At 63.6% G+C, this 17022-nt stretch carries 16 protein-coding genes; 6 read left to right on the top strand and 10 right to left on the bottom strand.

The window, feature by feature from the left end; genetic code table 11:
• Window positions 1-159: 159 nt before the first annotated feature.
• The 4 genes from AC0L3X_RS29740 to AC0L3X_RS29725 all read right to left on the bottom strand — a co-directional run bounded on the left by AC0L3X_RS29740 (window position 160) and on the right by AC0L3X_RS29725 (window position 2869).
• Window positions 160-615, bottom strand: a complete 456-nt coding sequence (locus tag AC0L3X_RS29740) for a phasin (protein WP_063984734.1) — start codon at window positions 613-615, stop codon at window positions 160-162.
• A gap of 201 nt (window positions 616-816) precedes the next feature.
• Window positions 817-1410, bottom strand: a complete 594-nt coding sequence (locus tag AC0L3X_RS29735; RefSeq protein WP_063984735.1) for a GNAT family N-acetyltransferase — start codon at window positions 1408-1410, stop codon at window positions 817-819.
• Window positions 1407-2489: a PHA/PHB synthase family protein gene (locus AC0L3X_RS29730; protein ID WP_063984736.1), complete on the bottom strand. Its 1083-nt coding sequence runs from the start codon at window positions 2487-2489 to the stop codon at window positions 1407-1409. The genes AC0L3X_RS29735 and AC0L3X_RS29730 overlap by 4 nt, the downstream gene beginning before the upstream one ends.
• Window positions 2486-2869, bottom strand: coding sequence for a hypothetical protein (locus AC0L3X_RS29725; RefSeq protein WP_063984737.1), 384 nt, complete (start codon window positions 2867-2869; stop codon window positions 2486-2488). Before AC0L3X_RS29725 ends, AC0L3X_RS29730 begins: the two co-directional genes overlap by 4 nt.
• A gap of 164 nt (window positions 2870-3033) precedes the next feature.
• On the opposite strand from AC0L3X_RS29725, the gene AC0L3X_RS29720 reads away from it, so the two are divergent.
• Window positions 3034-3948 carry an alpha/beta fold hydrolase gene (locus AC0L3X_RS29720; protein WP_063984738.1) on the top strand — a complete coding sequence of 305 codons (915 nt, stop codon included), beginning with the start codon at window positions 3034-3036 and terminating at the stop codon, window positions 3946-3948.
• 124 nt (window positions 3949-4072) lie between these two features.
• The gene (locus AC0L3X_RS29715; protein WP_063984739.1) at window positions 4073-4537 is read left to right on the top strand and encodes a nuclear transport factor 2 family protein; all 465 of its coding nucleotides are present in this window, start codon (window positions 4073-4075) and stop codon (window positions 4535-4537) included.
• 99 nt (window positions 4538-4636) lie between these two features.
• On the opposite strand, the gene AC0L3X_RS29710 is transcribed toward AC0L3X_RS29715, so the two are convergent.
• From AC0L3X_RS29710 to AC0L3X_RS29685, 6 genes are all read right to left on the bottom strand, one after another.
• Complete coding sequence (locus AC0L3X_RS29710) at window positions 4637-5311, bottom strand: spermidine synthase family protein (protein WP_063984740.1); 675 nt, start codon at window positions 5309-5311, stop codon at window positions 4637-4639.
• A gap of 30 nt (window positions 5312-5341) precedes the next feature.
• Window positions 5342-8578 carry a bifunctional cytochrome P450/NADPH--P450 reductase gene (locus tag AC0L3X_RS29705; RefSeq protein ID WP_063984741.1) on the bottom strand — a complete coding sequence of 1079 codons (3237 nt, stop codon included), beginning with the start codon at window positions 8576-8578 and terminating at the stop codon, window positions 5342-5344.
• Between the two features lie 117 nt (window positions 8579-8695).
• Window positions 8696-9691, bottom strand: coding sequence for an alpha/beta fold hydrolase (locus AC0L3X_RS29700; RefSeq protein WP_063984742.1), 996 nt, complete (start codon window positions 9689-9691; stop codon window positions 8696-8698).
• A gap of 10 nt (window positions 9692-9701) precedes the next feature.
• Window positions 9702-11252, bottom strand: a complete 1551-nt coding sequence (locus AC0L3X_RS29695) for a WS/DGAT/MGAT family O-acyltransferase (protein ID WP_028157105.1) — start codon at window positions 11250-11252, stop codon at window positions 9702-9704.
• A 46-nt stretch (window positions 11253-11298) separates the two neighbouring features.
• Window positions 11299-12099, bottom strand: coding sequence for an esterase/lipase family protein (locus AC0L3X_RS29690; protein WP_063984743.1), 801 nt, complete (start codon window positions 12097-12099; stop codon window positions 11299-11301).
• Window positions 12100-12357, bottom strand: coding sequence for a DUF6489 family protein (locus AC0L3X_RS29685; protein WP_063984744.1), 258 nt, complete (start codon window positions 12355-12357; stop codon window positions 12100-12102).
• Between the two features lie 385 nt (window positions 12358-12742).
• On the opposite strand from AC0L3X_RS29685, the gene AC0L3X_RS29680 reads away from it, so the two are divergent.
• The 4 genes from AC0L3X_RS29680 to AC0L3X_RS29665 form a co-directional block, all read left to right on the top strand.
• The gene (locus tag AC0L3X_RS29680; RefSeq protein WP_063984745.1) at window positions 12743-14338 is read left to right on the top strand and encodes an ABC transporter substrate-binding protein; all 1596 of its coding nucleotides are present in this window, start codon (window positions 12743-12745) and stop codon (window positions 14336-14338) included.
• A gap of 104 nt (window positions 14339-14442) precedes the next feature.
• The gene (locus AC0L3X_RS29675; protein ID WP_063984746.1) at window positions 14443-15423 is read left to right on the top strand and encodes an ABC transporter permease; all 981 of its coding nucleotides are present in this window, start codon (window positions 14443-14445) and stop codon (window positions 15421-15423) included.
• A 10-nt stretch (window positions 15424-15433) separates the two neighbouring features.
• The gene (locus tag AC0L3X_RS29670) at window positions 15434-16405 is read left to right on the top strand and encodes an ABC transporter permease (protein ID WP_063984747.1); all 972 of its coding nucleotides are present in this window, start codon (window positions 15434-15436) and stop codon (window positions 16403-16405) included.
• A 42-nt stretch (window positions 16406-16447) separates the two neighbouring features.
• Window positions 16448-17022 (top strand): ABC transporter ATP-binding protein (locus AC0L3X_RS29665; RefSeq protein ID WP_473317056.1); only part of this gene is annotated, 575 nt, incomplete at its 3' end.

Raw genomic sequence — 17022 nt, 5'->3', positions numbered from 1 at the left:
CAACCACCATCCGTTTATTGGCGCCCCACCTCAAAAAACCCTTTTTTTTCCCCGGCCCCGGCTCTGGATTGCTTCGCTTCGCTCGCAATGACGGCAGCGCAAAAAACAAAGGCCCGCCGAAGCGGGCCTCAAATTTCAGTTTGTACTCAGGGTGCCGTATCAAGCGGTCTTGGTGTAGACCTTGGCAAAGTTGTCCTGAGCGGACTTCGCACCGTTGGCAGCGAGCTTGCCGACATAGTCGGCGGTCGCCTTGGCGCGCGAGACGAAAACTTCGCCGCGGGCGCGGAGCAGGCTCGACTGGATCTCGACGGCTTCGCTGATCGACTTGGCGGACGCGAGCTTGTCGATGCCCGCGAAGAACGCCTCGGCGTCCTCGTAGATCGCCTGCTGGATGTTGCGGCTGATCTTGCCGGCCTCGGTGACGGACTCGGTCACCGCGTTCTCGACGGCGGCGGTCACGCGCTCGGAGCCAGCGAACACCTCGGCAGCACGGTCCTTGGCGGTGTTGGCGGACTTCTTGACGAACTCGCGGGCGGCCTCGGGAACTTCCAGGTTCTGGATGTTCTTGAAAGCGTCCTTGAAGCCCTCGAAGGCAGTGTTGGTTTCGGTGGTCATGGGGTTCTCTCCATCCTCATTGGGTTGAGCTATGGCTCACCCCGTCCTCATTGGCCCGGGGCACGGCTTATATGACATAATTAATGGTGCGATGCAATATTCGTATTGCACTGCGATATCACGAAATCGTGAACAGCCTTAATGGGAGGCAATTTGGCGCCTCCCTAGCCAGTTGGGTTCCCGGAAGGCGAGACGGCCGCCCTAATGCTGGACGGCTCCCGGCAAGCCATAGGCCTCCATCTGGGCCTGGACCTGTGCGATGTTGTGGCCGAGCACGACAATGTCGTGGGTCTTGCCGTCGACGTCCCGGACATGGTCCCGCAGCAGCGCCTCGGCCTTGAAGCCGAGGCTCTCGAACAGGGCGATCGCCGCCTGCTGGTCGACCGTCATCTGGACCGAAAGCTTTTCCAGGCCGGCGCCGAGCGCGAGCGCAAAGGTCTCCTGCGAGAGCGCCCGCCCGACCCCCTTCCCGCGCACGTCGAGGGAAACAACCATCCGGATCTCGCCGACATGGGGCGACCAGGAATGCGGATCGCGCACCAGCGTGCCGCAGCCGACGACCTTGGCGTCCCTGACCGCGAGCAGGCTGGTAATCGCGCCGCGCTCGATCTCCTTGACCCAGGCCGAGAGCACCTTCGGCTCGCTGATGTTGCGCGGCAGGAACAACAGATCATGGGTCGGCAGGCCCTTGCCGAAGGCCAGCATCGCGGCCTCGTCCGCAGGCGACATCAGGCGGATCTCGATATCGCCAGCGTCGGTCTTGACCTGACGCGGATAGGAACGCTGCTCACTCATGTCGATCTCTTCCCCAGCCAGGTATCCAGTTTCGGCCACAGCCGCTTCACCGCATTGGCGCCGGCGACCAGCGAGACGTGACCGCCCTTCAGCATCACCTCTTCCTTGTCCTCGGACCCGATCTTGGCGATCAGGTGTTTTGCGGCCTCATACGGCACGATGTGATCGTGCTCCGCGACCGCGTGCAGGAACGGCACCTTGATGTCTTCGAGCTTCGCCGCGCGGCCGCCGACCGACATGGTGTCGTTGAACAGCTTGTTGTCCCACATCAGGTCCTTGGTGATGGTGCGGAAATATTCGCCCGCCAGCGGCAGCGTGTCGGTCGCCCAGCGGTCGAACATCCGGTACGATTTCACGAACTCGTCGTTCCAGATGTTTTCCCAGAGCTGGATCTGGCTCACCGTGCGCGAGGCCGGGCGCAGCATCTCGAACGAGGACAGGATCATCTCCGGCGGCACGTTGCCGACGCTGTCGACGAGGCGGTCGACGTCGAAATAACGCCGGTCGGAGAAATTCGAGAACAGCTTCATCTCGCGAAAGTCGATCGGCGTGGTGAAGCAGATCAGGTTCTTCATCGGCCCGTCCTTGTGGATCGAGCCATAGAGCAGGGACAGCACGCCGCCGAAGCAATAGCCGATCACGGAGACGTCCTGCTCGCCGGAATCGGCCTGCACGCGGCGGACGCAATCCGGGATGAAGTCGAGGACATAGTCCTCCATGCGCAGGCTCTTCTCCTCCGGCCGCGGCGCGCTCCAGTCCAGCATGTAGACGTCGTAGCCGCGCTTGAGCAGGAACTCGATGAAGCTCTGACCAGGCACGAGATCGAGGATGTAGCCACGATTGGTGGTCGCCATCACGATCAAGACCGGTACGCGGTAGATCTCGTCGGACATCGGCCGGTAGTGATAGAGGCTCATGGTGCCGCGCGAATGCAGCACGTCCTTCGGCGTCGAGCCGAGCGAAGGGCCCGAAGTCGAAAAATATTCGACGCCCTTGATGCTGCGCTGGATGGCGCGCTGCACCTCGGACTGGATGCGATCAGGGAGCGATGCGAAATCTAGTCCGGTGGCTGCATTCATGTCTGCTCTCCGCCCTCGGACGGCGGGCGCTTGGTGCGCGGCGGTCGCAATGCCGTATCGGAGCCCTGAGATACGCCGGAACGTGCCGCCATCTGGCTCAGCATCCACTTGATCTCACCGATCTGGCCTTCGATGGCTTGCAACCTTTCGGCAAGGCCAGTGACCTGATCGCGGCTGGGCAGGTTCATGGAGACCAGATATTTTTCCATGAGCTCGCCGAGTTGCTTCTGAGCACCTGCAGCAACTCCTCCCGCGCGGTTCATCGCCTGTGAAAACTCGGGCGACGACATGGCCTGGTTGGCGAAGGAGTTGAACCCCTTCTCCATCTCACCAACCATCTTCTGCCACATGGCGACCGGGTCATTGGTCTTGTCGGTCATCGGCGTCCTCCTGATATCGAGAGCTGCGATGCCCTTCTTTTTTCGCCATACCACACCGTTGCGAGGGAGCGGTCAACCGGCAGGTCGCGCGGTGCGGCGCACACGGCTTCTTTGCGGCGGCAAATCGTGCGATACAGCATCGATCAGCAGGAGGGAACGCGCCCGTGACCACCCATCAGCCGCCCCAGACCATCCGCGCCAACGGCATCGACATCTGCTACGAGATCTTTGGCAACGACAATGCCGAGCCGCTGCTGCTGATCATGGGGCTCGGGGCGCAGATGATCCACTGGGACGATGCGTTCTGCGAGCAGCTCGCCGTGCATGGGTTTCGCGTGATCCGCTTCGACAATCGCGACATCGGCAAGTCGAGCCATCTGACGGGCGGTAAACGCCTGACGCCACTCGAGCTGTTGAAGCTGCGCTTTCTCAGGATTCCCGTGGCCGCGACCTACAAGCTGATCGACATGGCGAAGGACACGGTCGGCCTGATGGATGCGCTCGGCATCAAGTCGGCGCATCTGGTTGGCGCCTCGATGGGCGGCATGATCGCGCAGGAGGTGACGCTGTCGTTTCCAGAGCGCGTGCGCTCGCTGACCTCGATCATGTCGACGACAGGCAATCCGCGTGTGCCGCCGCCGACACGCGAGGCCTCCGCGATGCTGATGGCGCCGCCGCCACGCAGCAAGGAGGAGTTCATCGTCCGCTTCGGCGAGACCTGGAAGGTGCTGCGCGCCGGGTCCTTTCCGGAAGAGGAAGCGCTCGACCCCGATCGTGCCGAGCGCGTCTTCGCACGCGGCCTCAATCCGGCCGGCGTCGGCCGGCAGCTCCGCGCCGTACTCGCCTCCGGCAGCCGCAAGGAGCGGCTGCGTGGCGTGAAAACACCGACGCTGGTCATTCACGGCACCGTCGATCCGCTGGTGCGGCCCGAAGGCGGCAAGGACACCGCAGAGTCGATTCCCGGCGCAAAGCTATTGATGATCGACGGCATGGGCCATGCGCTGCCGATGCGCTTCTGGCCCGACATCATCCGCGCCATCGACAAACACGCTCATGGGGCGGCGGCGCAGGCGGCGTAGACGCGACCGGTCTCCTCGCGGTGACCATGTGAGCTTCCGGTTACTCTCTTAACGCGAGCCGGGGCGAAAGCTATACAGGCCTTCCTCAATCGCAAGACAGAGGCTGCGGCCTCTCGGAGCTCACATGCATCTCATCGTCCGGTCCGTCGCAATGATTGCGGCTTCCATTCTCATGCTGTCCCTCGGCAACGGCGCTGCGCTGGCCGCCAGCGCGCAGGAAGAAGCCAACCGCGCCGCCGTACTGGCCTTCTACGAGAAGGGCCTTAACCAAAAGGACGCCGACGCCGCCCTCGCCTATGTCGGCAACCGTTATGTCCAGCACAATCCGAACGCGCCCGATGGTCCGGACGGTTTTCGCAAGTTCATCGGCTTCCTGCGCGAAAAGTTCCCGAGCTCGCACAGCGAGGTCAAGCGCTCATTCGTCGACGGCGACTTTGTCATCCTGCACGTCCACTCCGTTCGCGAGCCCGGCAGCAGGGGCCGCGCGATCGTGGATATCTTCAAGCTGGAAAACGGCAAGATCGTCGAACACTGGGACGTTGTTCAGGACATCCCGGAAAATCCGGCGAACAACAATACGATGTTCTAGAGCCGTAGCCCGGATGAAGCGCAGCGTAATCCGGGACCACTCTTTGCGGATCGACCGCCCCGGATTTCGCTTCGCTCCATCCGGGCTACAAATCGCCGCCTAGCTCCTCCTCGCGATCCAGATCACATGGCGCGCGCCGCCGCCTCGTCCGGTGGCGCGAACGTTGACTTCGTTCACATCGAAGCCGGCGCTGCCGAGGCGCTTGGTGAAGGCCGGGTTGGGTCCCGACGACCAGACGGCGAGCACGCCGCCCGGCCGCAGCGCCACCTTCGCCGCTTTCAACCCGCTCGCATTGTAGAGTGCGTTATTGCCCTTCCGGGTCAGCCCCTCCGGCCCGTTGTCGACGTCGAGCAGAATGGCGTCGAAGGCCGACCGCTGCGCGCGGATGATCCCGCCGACGTCAGTCTCCCGGATCTTCACCCTGACATCATCGAGACTGTCGCCAAAGACCTCGGCCATCGGGCCGCGCGCCCAGGCGACCACCGCCGGCACGAGCTCGGAGACCACGATCTTCGCCTTGCTCCCGAGCACAGTCAGCGCCGCGCGCAGCGTAAAGCCCATCCCGAGGCCTCCGATGAGGACAACGGGTTTTGCGACCGTCTCGATCTGCTTTGCCGCGAGAGTTGCGAGCGCGGCCTCAGAGCCCGACAGGCGATTGTTCATCAGCTCGTTGGTGCCGAGCTTGATGGAGAACTCCTTGCCGCGCCGCATCAGGCGGAGCTCTTCGTCGGAGCCGGGGATTTTGGCGGTGTCGATCTTTTCCCAGGGAATCATGGGAGAGCTTTAGCACGATCGGACGAACAATCACCCTCCCGCCCAGACGTCCAGCACATAGCGGTTCTTCGCGCCCATCTCCTCGATCCAGCGCAGAGCCGTGGCGGCATCGCTGCCGCTCTTCTCGCGATGGATCGCAACGAGCGCGGCCTTCACGTCGGGCTCCATCTTGCCGCCATCGCCGCAGACATAAATGATCGCGCCCTGCTCGATCAGCAGCCAGACCCTGTCCTTCTGCGCGGCAAGCATGTGCTGCACATAGGTCTTCGGTCCATCTGCACGCGAGAATGCCGTGAAGAGCTCGGTGATGCCGCTTGCCGCCAGCCCCTTCAGCTCCTCCGCGTAGAGAAAATCCTGGTCGGGATGGCGGCAGCCGAAGAACAGCATGGCCGGACCGAGCGCGGCGCCCTTCGCCTTGCGCGCAGCGCGCTCCTGGAGGAAGCCGCGGAACGGCGCCAGTCCGGTGCCCGGGCCGATCATGATGATCGGCACGGATGACTCATCGGGGAGCCGGAAGCCGGCCTTGGTCTCGCGCACGGTGGCATAGATCGCATCGCCCGCACGCCGGTTGGAGAGATAATTCGAGCAGATGCCTTTGTAGACACCGCGCCCGGAGGCGGCCGGCCCTTCGACCACGCCGACCGTGACGCTGCATCGCGCCGGGTCGACCGACGGCGACGACGAGATCGAGTAATAACGCGGCGCCAGCAGCGAGAGCATTTCCAGATAAGCGTGGAACGGCAGTTCGCAGGCCGGATATTCGAGCAACATGTCGAACACCGATTTGCGCCTGGCCAGAATCTCGGTGCGATAACGCTCGAGCGGCTCGGCCTCCTCGCCAACGAAGGCCAGCAGCTTAGGCTTGGTGACCGGGCAGCGGGTGTGCTCGGCCATGATCTGGATCTGCTTCCGTGTCGCCACCTGCTGCAGCTCGACGAACTCGCTGAGCAGGCGTCCGACCGAGACGGCATTGCCGACCGGCAGCTGCGCGCGGCGGCCTTCGGCGACCTGAAGCCTGATCTGGTCCGCCGGCAGGAAGCCGAAGCGACGGGCAACCGAATCCACCAGCGTCGGATCATTGCGCGGGACCACACTCAGATGATCGCCGACGCGGTAGGTGATGTTGGACGGCAGCTGCACCTCGATATGGCGCGTCGAACGCTCGGACGGATTGGCGCCGGACTTGTTCTGAAGCTCGTCATTGACCAGCACCTTCATCGCGACAGCACCGCCCTGGGCCACGATGGTGTTGACGGCGGTTACTGCGACAGGCTCGATCGCATAGAGCGGATCGTCCTCCGCGGTGCGGGTGAAATTCCAGTCGATGCCGAATTCCTTGGTGGCAACCTGCGCGGCCGCAGGGAACCATTTCTGGAACTGGCCGTCGAGATCGCTGCGCGCATCGCCTTCGCCGCGCGGATAGACTGCGCGCGCACCATGCTTCGACAATTGCTCGTCGATGAAGCGCGGCACCGATTGATAGGTTGCCGCCCAATCGCTGTTGCCGCAGCCGAACACGGCGTAGCGCACATTGGCAAAGGCATCCATCGGCAGATCGTCGCCGAGCCATTTGACGAACTGCGTCGCGTTGTCAGGCGGCGCACCGTTATAGGAGGCGCAGATGATCAGCACGCCGCCCTCCTGCGGCAGCTTGCCGACGTAATCGTCGAGCGGCCCGAGATGCACGGCAAAGCCGTTGATCTCGGCAAGATCGGCCATGCGCGTCGCCAGCTCCTCGGCCGTGCCGAGATTGGAGCCGTAAAGCACCAGCATCGGCGTGTTGTGGCCGGGCCGCGCCGTCGGCTGACGCGGTGCTCTCGGCGCTGAAACCGCAGCCGCGATGGGCCCGCCATAAGCGCCGCGCTCGCGATCGGCGCGCGGACGTACCTTGATCTTGAAGCCTTCCGGCTTCATCGTCAGCGTTTCCTTCAGATGCATCTGATAGCGCTGGTGATCGATCAGCTTGAAGCGCTGGAGGATCATGCCGAGCGCGAGCGCGGCCTCGTGCATGGCGAAGCCGCGTCCGATGCAGGCGCGCTGGCCGTTGCCGAACGGCTTCCAGGCATTGATCGGCCGCTTGGCCTCCGCCTCGCGGCTGAAATTCTCGGGATCGAAGGCGTCTGGATTCGGGCCCCAGACCGAGGGATCGCGATGCAGCGCCGTCACCAGGATGGTGATGAAGGTGCCCTTCCTGAGCCTGTACTGGCCGCCGCCGATGGTCTCGTCGTTCAGCGGCGAGATGCCATAGGCCGGCGCCGGCGGCCACAGCCGCAGAGCTTCCTTGAGGATCTGCGTGATGTAGGTGAGCTGCGTCACCTGCTGGTAGGTCGGCTTGGCATTGACGTCGGGGCCGAAAACGCGGTCGACCTCGTCGTAGGCCTTCTTGAGAATGTCCGGGTGCTTGAGCAGGGCGTAGAGCGTGTAGGACAGCAGGCCGCTGGTGGTCTCGTGCCCCGCGATCAGGAACGTGTTGATCTGGTAGCGGATGTTGATGTCGTCAAGCTGCTCGCCGGTCGAACGGTCGACGCCGGTCATCATCGCGGCGAGCATGTCCTTCTTGTCGTCGATCCCTTCGGCGCTCTTGCGGCGCTCGGCGATGATCTCGTCGACCATCTTGTTCATGAAGGCGACGTCTTCGGCGAGCGTCTTCCGGCGCTTCTGCATCCAGAGCTGCTCGAACGGCAGGCCGCGCGTCATCATGATGGTTTCGAGCGAGCGCACCAGCGACTCGACGAAGGGATGATAGTCGCGCCGATAGAAGGAATTGAAGCGGTACTCGAAGCCGCACAGGCCGATCGTGTCCAGCGTCAGCGCGGTCATGTCATGGACGACGTCGATCTCGTCGTCGGCGTTGAGCCGTTCCCATTTGTTGACGAGCTGCTCGGCGATATCGACCATGCTCGGGTGATAGGACTGCATGGCGCGATTGCCGAACGGCTGCAGCAGGATGTTGTGTGCCTTGCTCCAGTTCGGCTCGCGGGTGTCGGCCGTGAAAAGGCCGTCGCCGCCGACCGCGCGCACGCGGCGCAACGCACCGCGCACCGTCTTGTCGAAGCGCTTCTCGTCGGAGAGCTCGTCGACGAGATCGTGGCCGGAGACGACGACGATCGGCGAGCCCATCATGTCGAGCCAGAAGATCGGCCCGAGCTCCTTGGCAAGCCGGGTCAGGTGCTGCACCGGCGCGGCCGAATCCAGCGACAGCATGTTGCCGACCACCGGCTTGGTCGGCGGCTGCGGAATCGGGTCCAGACGGTTCTTGGATGACATCGAAATGTAGTCCCCCTGCCTCAATGTCGTCATTGCGAGCGAAGCGAAGCAATCCAGAATATATCCGCGGAGGCAGTCTGGATTGCTTCGTCGCTTCGCTCCTCGCAACGACGAGCGCTAGCCAAACCGCCTTCTACGCCATTCGATCAGCTTGGCGCTGACCTCTTCCGGCTTCTCCTGCTGCGTCCAATGGCCGCTGTCGCGGACCAGATATTTTTCGAGATCGGGAATCAGCTTGTCCATGCCGTCGGCGGAAGACGGCGGCAACACCGCGTCGTTCTCGGCCATGATCATCAGCGACGGCACGCGCACCGTATGATCGAGCCCTTCGGCGCGCGTCCAGTTGCGCGACATGTTGCGGTACCAGTTGATGCCGCCGGTGAAGCCCGTTCTGGTGAAATTGTCGACGAACACCTTTTTCTCTTCCGGCGACAGGATCGGCGTGCGCGGATCGTGCTTCGCGTCGTAAGCCGCAATCATCTGCGGAAACGCCAGATTGACCCGCGGCGAGGCGCCCACGCCGGCAATCACTTCCTCTGCCGGCGCATCGGGCGGGCGTGGCGCCGGCTTGCGCATGAACGCATCGAATGTCTGCTCGACGCGATTGCCGAAGATCCGGTCGGGTTCGCGCGCCGGATCCTGGAACTGCACGATGTACATCTTGTCGCCGAAGCGAGCGCGCAGAAGCTCGATCGGATCGGCCCAGGCACGGTTGGTATGAGGCGTGTTGATGCCGACCACCCCCGCAACCCGGTCGATGTGCCGCAGCGGCATCTGCCAGACGATGAAGCCGCCCCAGTCGTGACCGACGAAGATGGCCTTGTCGATCTGGAGATGATCGAGGAGCCCAACGAGGTCGTCGGTCAGATGTTCGATGTCGTAGGCCTCGACCGGCTCGGGCCGGTCGGTCGCGCCATAGCCGCGCTGGTCCGGCGCGATCACCCGGATGCCGGCCTCGCTCAGCGCCTTGATCTGGTGACGCCAGGAGAAGGCGAGTTCCGGCCAACCGTGGCACAGCACCATCGGCGGCTTGTCGCTGACCGGGCCCGCCTCGTAGTAGCCCATGCGGATTCCGTTCGTCTGCACGAACTTGAGCGGTGGCATCTCAATCATCGCAATATTCCTACTCTGCGGCGCCCTTGACGTCGGCCGCCGGCGGCGCGTAGGCCGCCTCCAGCGCGGCGAACTCCTCCGGCAGCATGTCGCACATCACCTGCACGTGCGGAATGATGTTGGCGCCGACGATGAAGCCGAAGTCGAGCTGGTCGCGATAGCTCTGCACGGTGATGTTGAGCGCCTGCCCATGCGTCGAGATCGACACCGGGAAGATGTGCAACAGCTCCGCGCCGGCGGCATAGAGCGTCTGCCGCGGCCCCGGCACGTTGGACACCGTGATGTTGGCCGCCGGCGGCAGCACATCCGACAGGTTCGAGCGGCTGTAGAGCAGCGCCAAAACCTGCACCATCATCGGCGCACCCAGCATCGAGATGTTGGAAATCTGCGGCATCAGGGCCCGCAACGGATGCGACATCTCCTTGGACTTGGTCGACTGCGCGATGATCGCCTCCAGCCGCGCCTTGGGATCGTCGATATTGGTCGCGATCGAGCAGATCATGCCGAACACCTGGTTGTTGGCCTCGGTGTTGCCTTCCTCGCGCAGCGAGATCGGCACGGCGGCGGTCAGCGATTTCGCCGGCAACGTGCCATATTGCTGGAGGTAGCGCCGGACCACGCCGGAGGCGAGCGCCAGCACCACGTCGTTGAGCTTGCCGCCGGCCTGCTTGGCGAGCGCCTTCGAACGCGACAGCGAGATCGAGACGCCGGCAAAGCTGCGTTCCGAGGAAATCGTCTTGTTCAGCATGGTCGGCGGCGACACCATGCTGGCGAGGCTTTCCCGGGATTTCGGATCGGAGATCTTGCCGAGCACGTCGGAGACGCTCTTGACCATGGTCGGGATGTTGCCGGCGAAGCGCACCGCACTCTCGATCTGGTACATCGCATTGTCGAACAGGATCGAGCCGATGTCGCTCTTGCCCGTGCGCGGCAGTTGCAGGTTCTTCGCGGCGGCCGAGGCATCGAGCGGCTGGGTGAAGAGCTGCTGATAGGAATCGAGCAGGTTGGCGGCGATGTCGCGCGGCTCCTGTCCGGGCTTGCTGCCCGCCGTCGGCGGATCGACCTTCCGGGGGGTGGGCGAGATATCGTAGATCATGTTGGTCAGCGCCGCCCCGGCGCCGCCGTCGATGGCGGCGTGGTGCATCTTGGAATAGAGCCCGACCTCGTTGTCCTTCATGCCCTCGAACACGTAGAACTCCCAGAGCGGCCGGGCGCGGTTCAAGAGCTTGGCGTGCATCCAGCCGACGATGCGTTCGAGCGTGGCGCGGTCGCGCGGCTGCGGCAGGCTGGCGCGGAAGATGTGGCGGTCGATGTCGAACTGGTCGTCCTCGACCCAGGAGGGATGATCGATATCGAGCGGCGCCTTCTCCAGCCGCGCCTTCAGGATCGGCGCGATGTGCAAGCGCGAGACGATCATCGCCTTGAAGTCTTCGAAGAAGTCGCCCTTGTAGTCGTCAGGCAGGCGAAAGATCGCCATGCTGCCGACATGCATCGGCATCTCCGGCGTTTCCAGATAGAGAAATGATGCGTCCAGCGACGACAGCTTCTTACCGTCAGCCATAGTTCCCTCCGCTCGTTTTGACGGGCGCCTTTGCCGGCGCTTCTCGTCAGGCCGATACTGCCCGTTCCGGCGGGGCATATGCAATGGCAAACGGCCCTGCCCGGTCGAACGGCCAGAACTCCCCCTCCGGTTGGGCCAGGCGGTCCGCCACGGCCCACAGCGCCGCGGGGTTCACGCCGAGCCCGATATGGCTCGCCAGGTGCACCTCGATGTTCTCGGCGCGGTCGGAGGGACGCAACAAACAGGTTCGCCAGTTCACGATACCGTCGGCGCGCGAATAGATCGACGTCGCCGGCACCGGCAGATCGCCGGCGATCGCCTCGCGCAGTTCGGCGAAATCCTCGACACGCTCGCCGGTCAGCGCTTCGTACAGCCGCGTGGCGTTGGTCGCCCGCACGTCGTCGGCAAACGGGCTGCCGAGCGTGACGACGTAGCGGACCATCTCGGGCGCCTGGAGCGCGAGATCGCGGGCATAGACGCCGCCGAGACTCCAACCGACCAGGCTGACCTTGCGTCCGCTCGTGGCGTGGATTTCGGCAAGGCGCGCGCGCAGGGCTTCCCTCATCCGTTCCAGCCCACCGAGATTGCGCCCCATCCGCCAGGCATGCGCCTCATAGCCGAGCTCGCTGAGATAGCGCCGCATCGGTGCCATCGAGAGATCGCTGGCAAGAAAGCCCGGCAGTGCCAGCACCGGATGGCCGTCGCCCCTGGGCGCGCGCATCAGGAGCGGCGACAGCATTACGCTGGCGTTGAATTCGAAAAGTCCACGGGCTTCGGCCAGCAGCAGGCCGAGGCTCGGCGGACGAAGCCGGCCCGACCCCTGCGGCTCGTCCGGCCCGGGCGACATTTATTTCTTCTTGTCGCTGCTGCGCGGGCTGCCGAGACCGGCCATGGTGACGAACATGTCCTGAAACCGCTCGGCGATCTTGGGATCGAAGGTGAACCAGCTCTGGATCAGCGATTCCGGCGAGACCTTGTCGATGTTGGACATCATCTGCTGTTGCAACTTGTCCATCACGGCGGTCTGCATCGGCATCACGTCGGGTAGTCCGAAGAACTGGCGGGCTTCAAGGGGGGTGCAGTCAATTTCGATGTTAACTTTCATGTCCCCTCCAGATGAGATTCGAGCGGCCTGTCGCAGTATCGCCGCGAGACGGTGTGCAACGCAAGCGACCTGAGGCTGGCGGCCGGCCTTGCTTCCGCGATCGGCGGATATGGTCAATGAAATCGCGCCCGCCATGAGCCCGCTTCCTCGGCGCCCGGCGGGGCACGAGGGCCCCGCGGCCGGGGACTTCACCGATCGAAAGTCGAATATCGCCCGCGAACCCCTCGCCGCCAGATTGTCGGCCAGCATTGCTGCACAGCGGCGCAACTTGGCGCGTTCCTTGCTGGAATGGCGCTTGCACGGGTCGTGAACTCTGGGCAACATGGATTGGGACGCCCGCCGAACAATCAAAAATCACGGCGCGGCAGAGTGGAGAGGGTCAAGAATGTCAGTCGGTCGAACTCTGTTTGCGGCGACGCTCGCCGGTACGCTTGCGTTGGCGGTCTCGCCGGCGTCGAGCCAGACGCTACGTTATGCCAACCAGGGTGACCTGAAGTCGCTCGATCCCTATACGCTCAACGAGAGCACCACCCACGCCCATCTCGGTCACGTCTATCAAGGCCTCACCGCGCGCGACAAGGACCTCAAGATCATTCCGGCGCTGGCGGAAAGCTGGGAAACCCCGGAGCCGACCCGCTGGCGCTTCCATTTGCGCAAAGGCGTGAAATTCCACAACGGCGATCCCTTCACCGCCGACGACGTGCTGTTCTCGGCCGATCGCGTCCGCAAGAAGGGGTCCAACATGCAGACCCGCCTTGCTCCGGACGTCAAGGTGATCAAGGTCGACGACTACACCGTCGATTTCGTCCTGCCCTCGCCCAATCCCATCCTGCATAACGCGTGGGATGTCTGGTACATCATGGACAAGAAATGGGCCGAGGAGAACAACGTCGTCGACCCGACGCCGGTGGCGGCGACCACGCCGAGCTACGCCTCGCTCCACGAGAACGGCACCGGTCCCTTCGTCATCGAGAGCCACCAGCCCGGCGTGAAGACGGTGTTCAAGGCCAACCCCAATTACTGGGGCAAGGTCGAAGGTAACCTGAAGGAGATCATCTTCACCCCGATCGCCTCCGACGCCACCCGCGTCGCCGCGCTGCTGTCGGGCGAAGTCGACGTCATTGAGCCGGTGCCGATCCAGGACATCTCCCGCGTCGATTCGAGCCCGAACGCCCAGGTGCTGAAGGGGGCGGAGCTGCGCACCATCTTCATCGGCTTCGATCAAGTCCGCGACGAGTTGCTCTACTCCAGCATCAAGGGCAAGAACCCATTCAAGGACATCCGCGTCCGCGAGGCCTTCTACAAGGCGATCGACATCGAGCTGATCAAGACGCGCGTGATGCGCGGGCTGTCGACGCCGTCGGCGTTGATGATCGCTCCGGAATTGTTCCTGCTGTCCAAGGAGTTCACCCGGCCGAAATTCGACCCTGAAGGCGCCAAGAAGCTCCTGACCGAGGCCGGCTACCCCGACGGCTTCGAGGTCACCATGGATTGCCCGAACGATCGCTACGTCAACGACGCCGCGATCTGCCAGGCCGTCGTCGGCATGCTCGCCCGCATCGGCGTCAAGATCAATCTGCTGGCGCAGCCCAAGGCGCAATACTTCGCCAAGGTGTTGAAGCAAGGCGGCTACCAGACCTCGTTCTACATGCTGGGCTGGACGCCGAGCACGATGGATTCCCACAACGTGCTCTTTGACATCATGGGCTGCCGCGACGATGCCAAATCCTCGCGCGGCGAAGCCAATCTCGGCGGTTACTGCAACAAGGAGTTCGACGCCATCACCGACAAGGTGCTGGTCGAAACCGACACCGCCGAGCGCAACCAGCTGATCAAGCAGGCCTACGAAATCGGCAACAAGGACTGGTCCTACATCCCGCTGCACCAGCAGGCGCTGGCTTGGGGCGTATCAAAGAAGGTCAACCTGCCGCAGCGCGCCGACAATCTGGTCATGTTCCACTGGGCGACCAAGAAGGAATAGCGACAGTTGAACACGAGGTCCCGGCAGCGTCAGGCTTCCGGGACCTTTCCTTTTCCGGCTGACAAAGACGTCAGCCAAACGCACACCCAAGGATAGTGGAAGGCATGCTCGCTTTCACTCTTCGCCGCGCCCTTCAGGCCATCGGCGTCATGTTCGCCGTCGGCATCATCGCGTTCTCGATGTTCCGCTTCGCCGGCGACCCGGTCAACCAGATCGTCTCGATCGATACGTCGGCGGCCGAACGCGAAGCCGTGCGCAAATCGCTCGGCCTCGATGATCCCGTGCCGGTGCAGTTCGTCCGCTATTTCGGCAACGCCGCGCAGTTCAAATTCGGCGTCTCCTATCAGTTCCGCCAGCCGGTCTCTACGCTGTTGATGGAGCGCATGCCCGCGACGCTGGAACTGGCGATCTGCGCGACCGTATTCGCAATGGTGTTCGGCATCCTGATGGGCGTCTATTCGGCGCTCAAACGCGACACCGTGCTCGCCAAATTATTCCAGGCGGTTTCGCTGATCGGCATCTCGTTGCCGACTTTCCTGATCGGCATTCTCCTGATCTATCTGTTCGCGGTGACATTGGGCTGGTTGCCCTCGTTCGGTCGCGGCGAGGTGGTCAAGCTCGGCTGGTGGACGACGGGGCTGCTCACGCTGTCGGGCCTGAAGGCGCTGATCATGCCCTCGATCACGCTCGGCCTGTTCCAGATGACCCTGATCATGCGGCTGGTGCGCGCCGAAATGCTGGAAGTGCTTCGAACCGACTATATTCGCTTCGCTCGCGCCCGCGGGCTGACCACCCGTGCCATCCATTTCGGCCACGCGCTGAAGAACACGCTCATTCCCGTCATCACGGTGGCCGGACTGCAGTTTGGCTCGGTTATTGCATTTTCGATCATCACCGAAACCGTATTCCAATGGCCCGGCATGGGACTTCTGTTCGTGCAGGCCGTGCAAAACGTCGATATCCCGATTATGGCCGCCTACCTGCTGATGGTCTCTCTGATTTTCGTCACCATCAATCTGGTGGTCGACATCCTCTACACCGTGGTCGATCCGCGCCTGCGCTCGACCATCGGCCGCGCCGCATGAGGCAGCCTTCATGTCCGACGTAGTCGCCTCAAATTCCGACAAGCCGAGCACGCTGCCGACGCATGCCGCCCGGAGCTGGCTCAGCCGCGCGCTCGACAGCGACATCTTCTATTCGTTCCGCCGCTCCAAGCTGACCATGGTGGCGGCGGCCATTACCGTGCTGTTCTTCCTGCTCGCGATCTTTGCATCCGCGCTCGCGGTGCAGAACCCGTTCGATCCGGCGCAGCTGCAATTGATGAACTCGCGGATCTCACCGCTCTGGACCGCCGACGGCCAGAGCCCGTTCCTGCTCGGCACCGACGAGCAGGGCCGCGACGTGTTCTCCGCCATCCTGTATGGCTTGCGCATCTCGCTCGCCGTCGGTGTCGCCGGCGTGGTCTTCGCCGGCGCGCTCGGAATCGCGCTCGGCCTGACCGCCGGCTATTTCGGGGGCGCGGTCGACGGCGTGATCATGCGGATCGCCGACGTGCAGCTCACGTTCCCCGCCATTCTGATCGCGCTGCTGGTCAACGGCATCGCGAAATCGATCCTCGGCAACCGGCTGGATGCCAACAGCATGCTGGTGGTGCTGGTCATCTCGATCGGGCTTAGTTTCTGGGTCGGATATGCCCGGACCGTGCGCGGTTCCGTGATGGTCGAGAAGAACAAGGACTACGTGGCCGCAGCGCAGCTGATCGGCCTGCCCGCACCAAAAATCATGCTGCGGCACGTGCTGCCCAACACGATGGGACCGATCCTGGTCATTGCCACCATCAACCTCGCGCTTGCCATCATCACCGAGGCGACCCTGTCCTTCCTCGGTGTCGGCCTGCCCGACACCATGCCGTCGCTCGGGACGCTGATCCGCATCGGCAACAACTATCTGTTCGCGGGCGAATGGTGGATCGTCGCCTTCCCCGGGCTTGCGCTCGCCGCGCTGATCCTGTCGATCAACCTGCTCGGCGACTGGCTGCGCGACGCGCTCAACCCGAAACTTCGATGAGCAAGACTCGATGAGCAAAGCTTCGATGAAATCGCCTCGCCCATGACCGAACCCGTTCTCTCCGTGCGCAATCTTCAGGTCGAGTTCGCCTCCCGCCGCGGCACGCTGCGCGCGATCGACGGCGTCTCCTTCGACATCGCCAAGGGCGAGGTGCTCGGCGTGGTCGGCGAATCCGGCGCCGGCAAGTCCGTCACCGGCCTGGCGGTGATCGGCCTGATCGATCCGCCCGGCCGCATCGCCGGCGGTGAGATTCGTCTCGCCGGCCAGCGCATCGACAATTTGCCCGCCGAGCAGATACGCCGCATCCGGGGAAAACGGATCGGCATGATCTTCCAGGATCCCCTCACCTCGCTCAATCCGCTGTACCGCGTCGGCGACCAGATCATCGAGACGATCAAAACCCACCTGAACCTGTCCGAGGCGGCCGCCCGCCGCCGCGCCATCGACCTGCTCGCCGAGGTCGGTATTCCCGCGCCGGAAAAGCGCATCGACGGCTATCCCCACGAATTCTCCGGCGGCATGCGCCAGCGCGTTGTGATTGCGCTGGCGATCTGCGCCGAGCCCGAACTGATCATCGCGGACGAGCCGACCACCGCGCTCGATGTCTCCGTGCAGGC

The sequence above is a fragment of the Bradyrhizobium sp. MI1.7 genome, assembly GCF_055811795.1.
The sequence above is the reverse complement of the archived record's forward strand: the minus strand, read 5'-3'. Positions and strand labels throughout refer to the sequence as shown.

Excerpts from the sequence above, each read along its gene's own strand:
- AC0L3X_RS29705 (WP_063984741.1), bottom strand. The coding sequence starts at position 8,578 with ATGTCATCCAAGAACCGTCTGGACCCGATTCCGCAGCCGCCGACCAAG.
- AC0L3X_RS29715 (WP_063984739.1), top strand. The coding sequence starts at position 4,073 with ATGCATCTCATCGTCCGGTCCGTCGCAATGATTGCGGCTTCCATTCTC.
- AC0L3X_RS29670 (WP_063984747.1), top strand. The coding sequence starts at position 15,434 with ATGTCCGACGTAGTCGCCTCAAATTCCGACAAGCCGAGCACGCTGCCG.
- AC0L3X_RS29700 (WP_063984742.1), bottom strand. The coding sequence starts at position 9,691 with ATGATTGAGATGCCACCGCTCAAGTTCGTGCAGACGAACGGAATCCGC.
- AC0L3X_RS29690 (WP_063984743.1), bottom strand. The coding sequence starts at position 12,099 with ATGTCGCCCGGGCCGGACGAGCCGCAGGGGTCGGGCCGGCTTCGTCCG.
- AC0L3X_RS29680 (WP_063984745.1), top strand. The coding sequence starts at position 12,743 with ATGTCAGTCGGTCGAACTCTGTTTGCGGCGACGCTCGCCGGTACGCTT.
- AC0L3X_RS29725 (WP_063984737.1), bottom strand. The coding sequence starts at position 2,869 with ATGACCGACAAGACCAATGACCCGGTCGCCATGTGGCAGAAGATGGTT.
- AC0L3X_RS29740 (WP_063984734.1), bottom strand. The coding sequence starts at position 615 with ATGACCACCGAAACCAACACTGCCTTCGAGGGCTTCAAGGACGCTTTC.
- AC0L3X_RS29685 (WP_063984744.1), bottom strand. The coding sequence starts at position 12,357 with ATGAAAGTTAACATCGAAATTGACTGCACCCCCCTTGAAGCCCGCCAG.
- AC0L3X_RS29675 (WP_063984746.1), top strand. The coding sequence starts at position 14,443 with ATGCTCGCTTTCACTCTTCGCCGCGCCCTTCAGGCCATCGGCGTCATG.
- AC0L3X_RS29695 (WP_028157105.1), bottom strand. The coding sequence starts at position 11,252 with ATGGCTGACGGTAAGAAGCTGTCGTCGCTGGACGCATCATTTCTCTAT.
- AC0L3X_RS29730 (WP_063984736.1), bottom strand. The coding sequence starts at position 2,489 with ATGAATGCAGCCACCGGACTAGATTTCGCATCGCTCCCTGATCGCATC.
- AC0L3X_RS29710 (WP_063984740.1), bottom strand. The coding sequence starts at position 5,311 with ATGATTCCCTGGGAAAAGATCGACACCGCCAAAATCCCCGGCTCCGAC.
- AC0L3X_RS29735 (WP_063984735.1), bottom strand. The coding sequence starts at position 1,410 with ATGAGTGAGCAGCGTTCCTATCCGCGTCAGGTCAAGACCGACGCTGGC.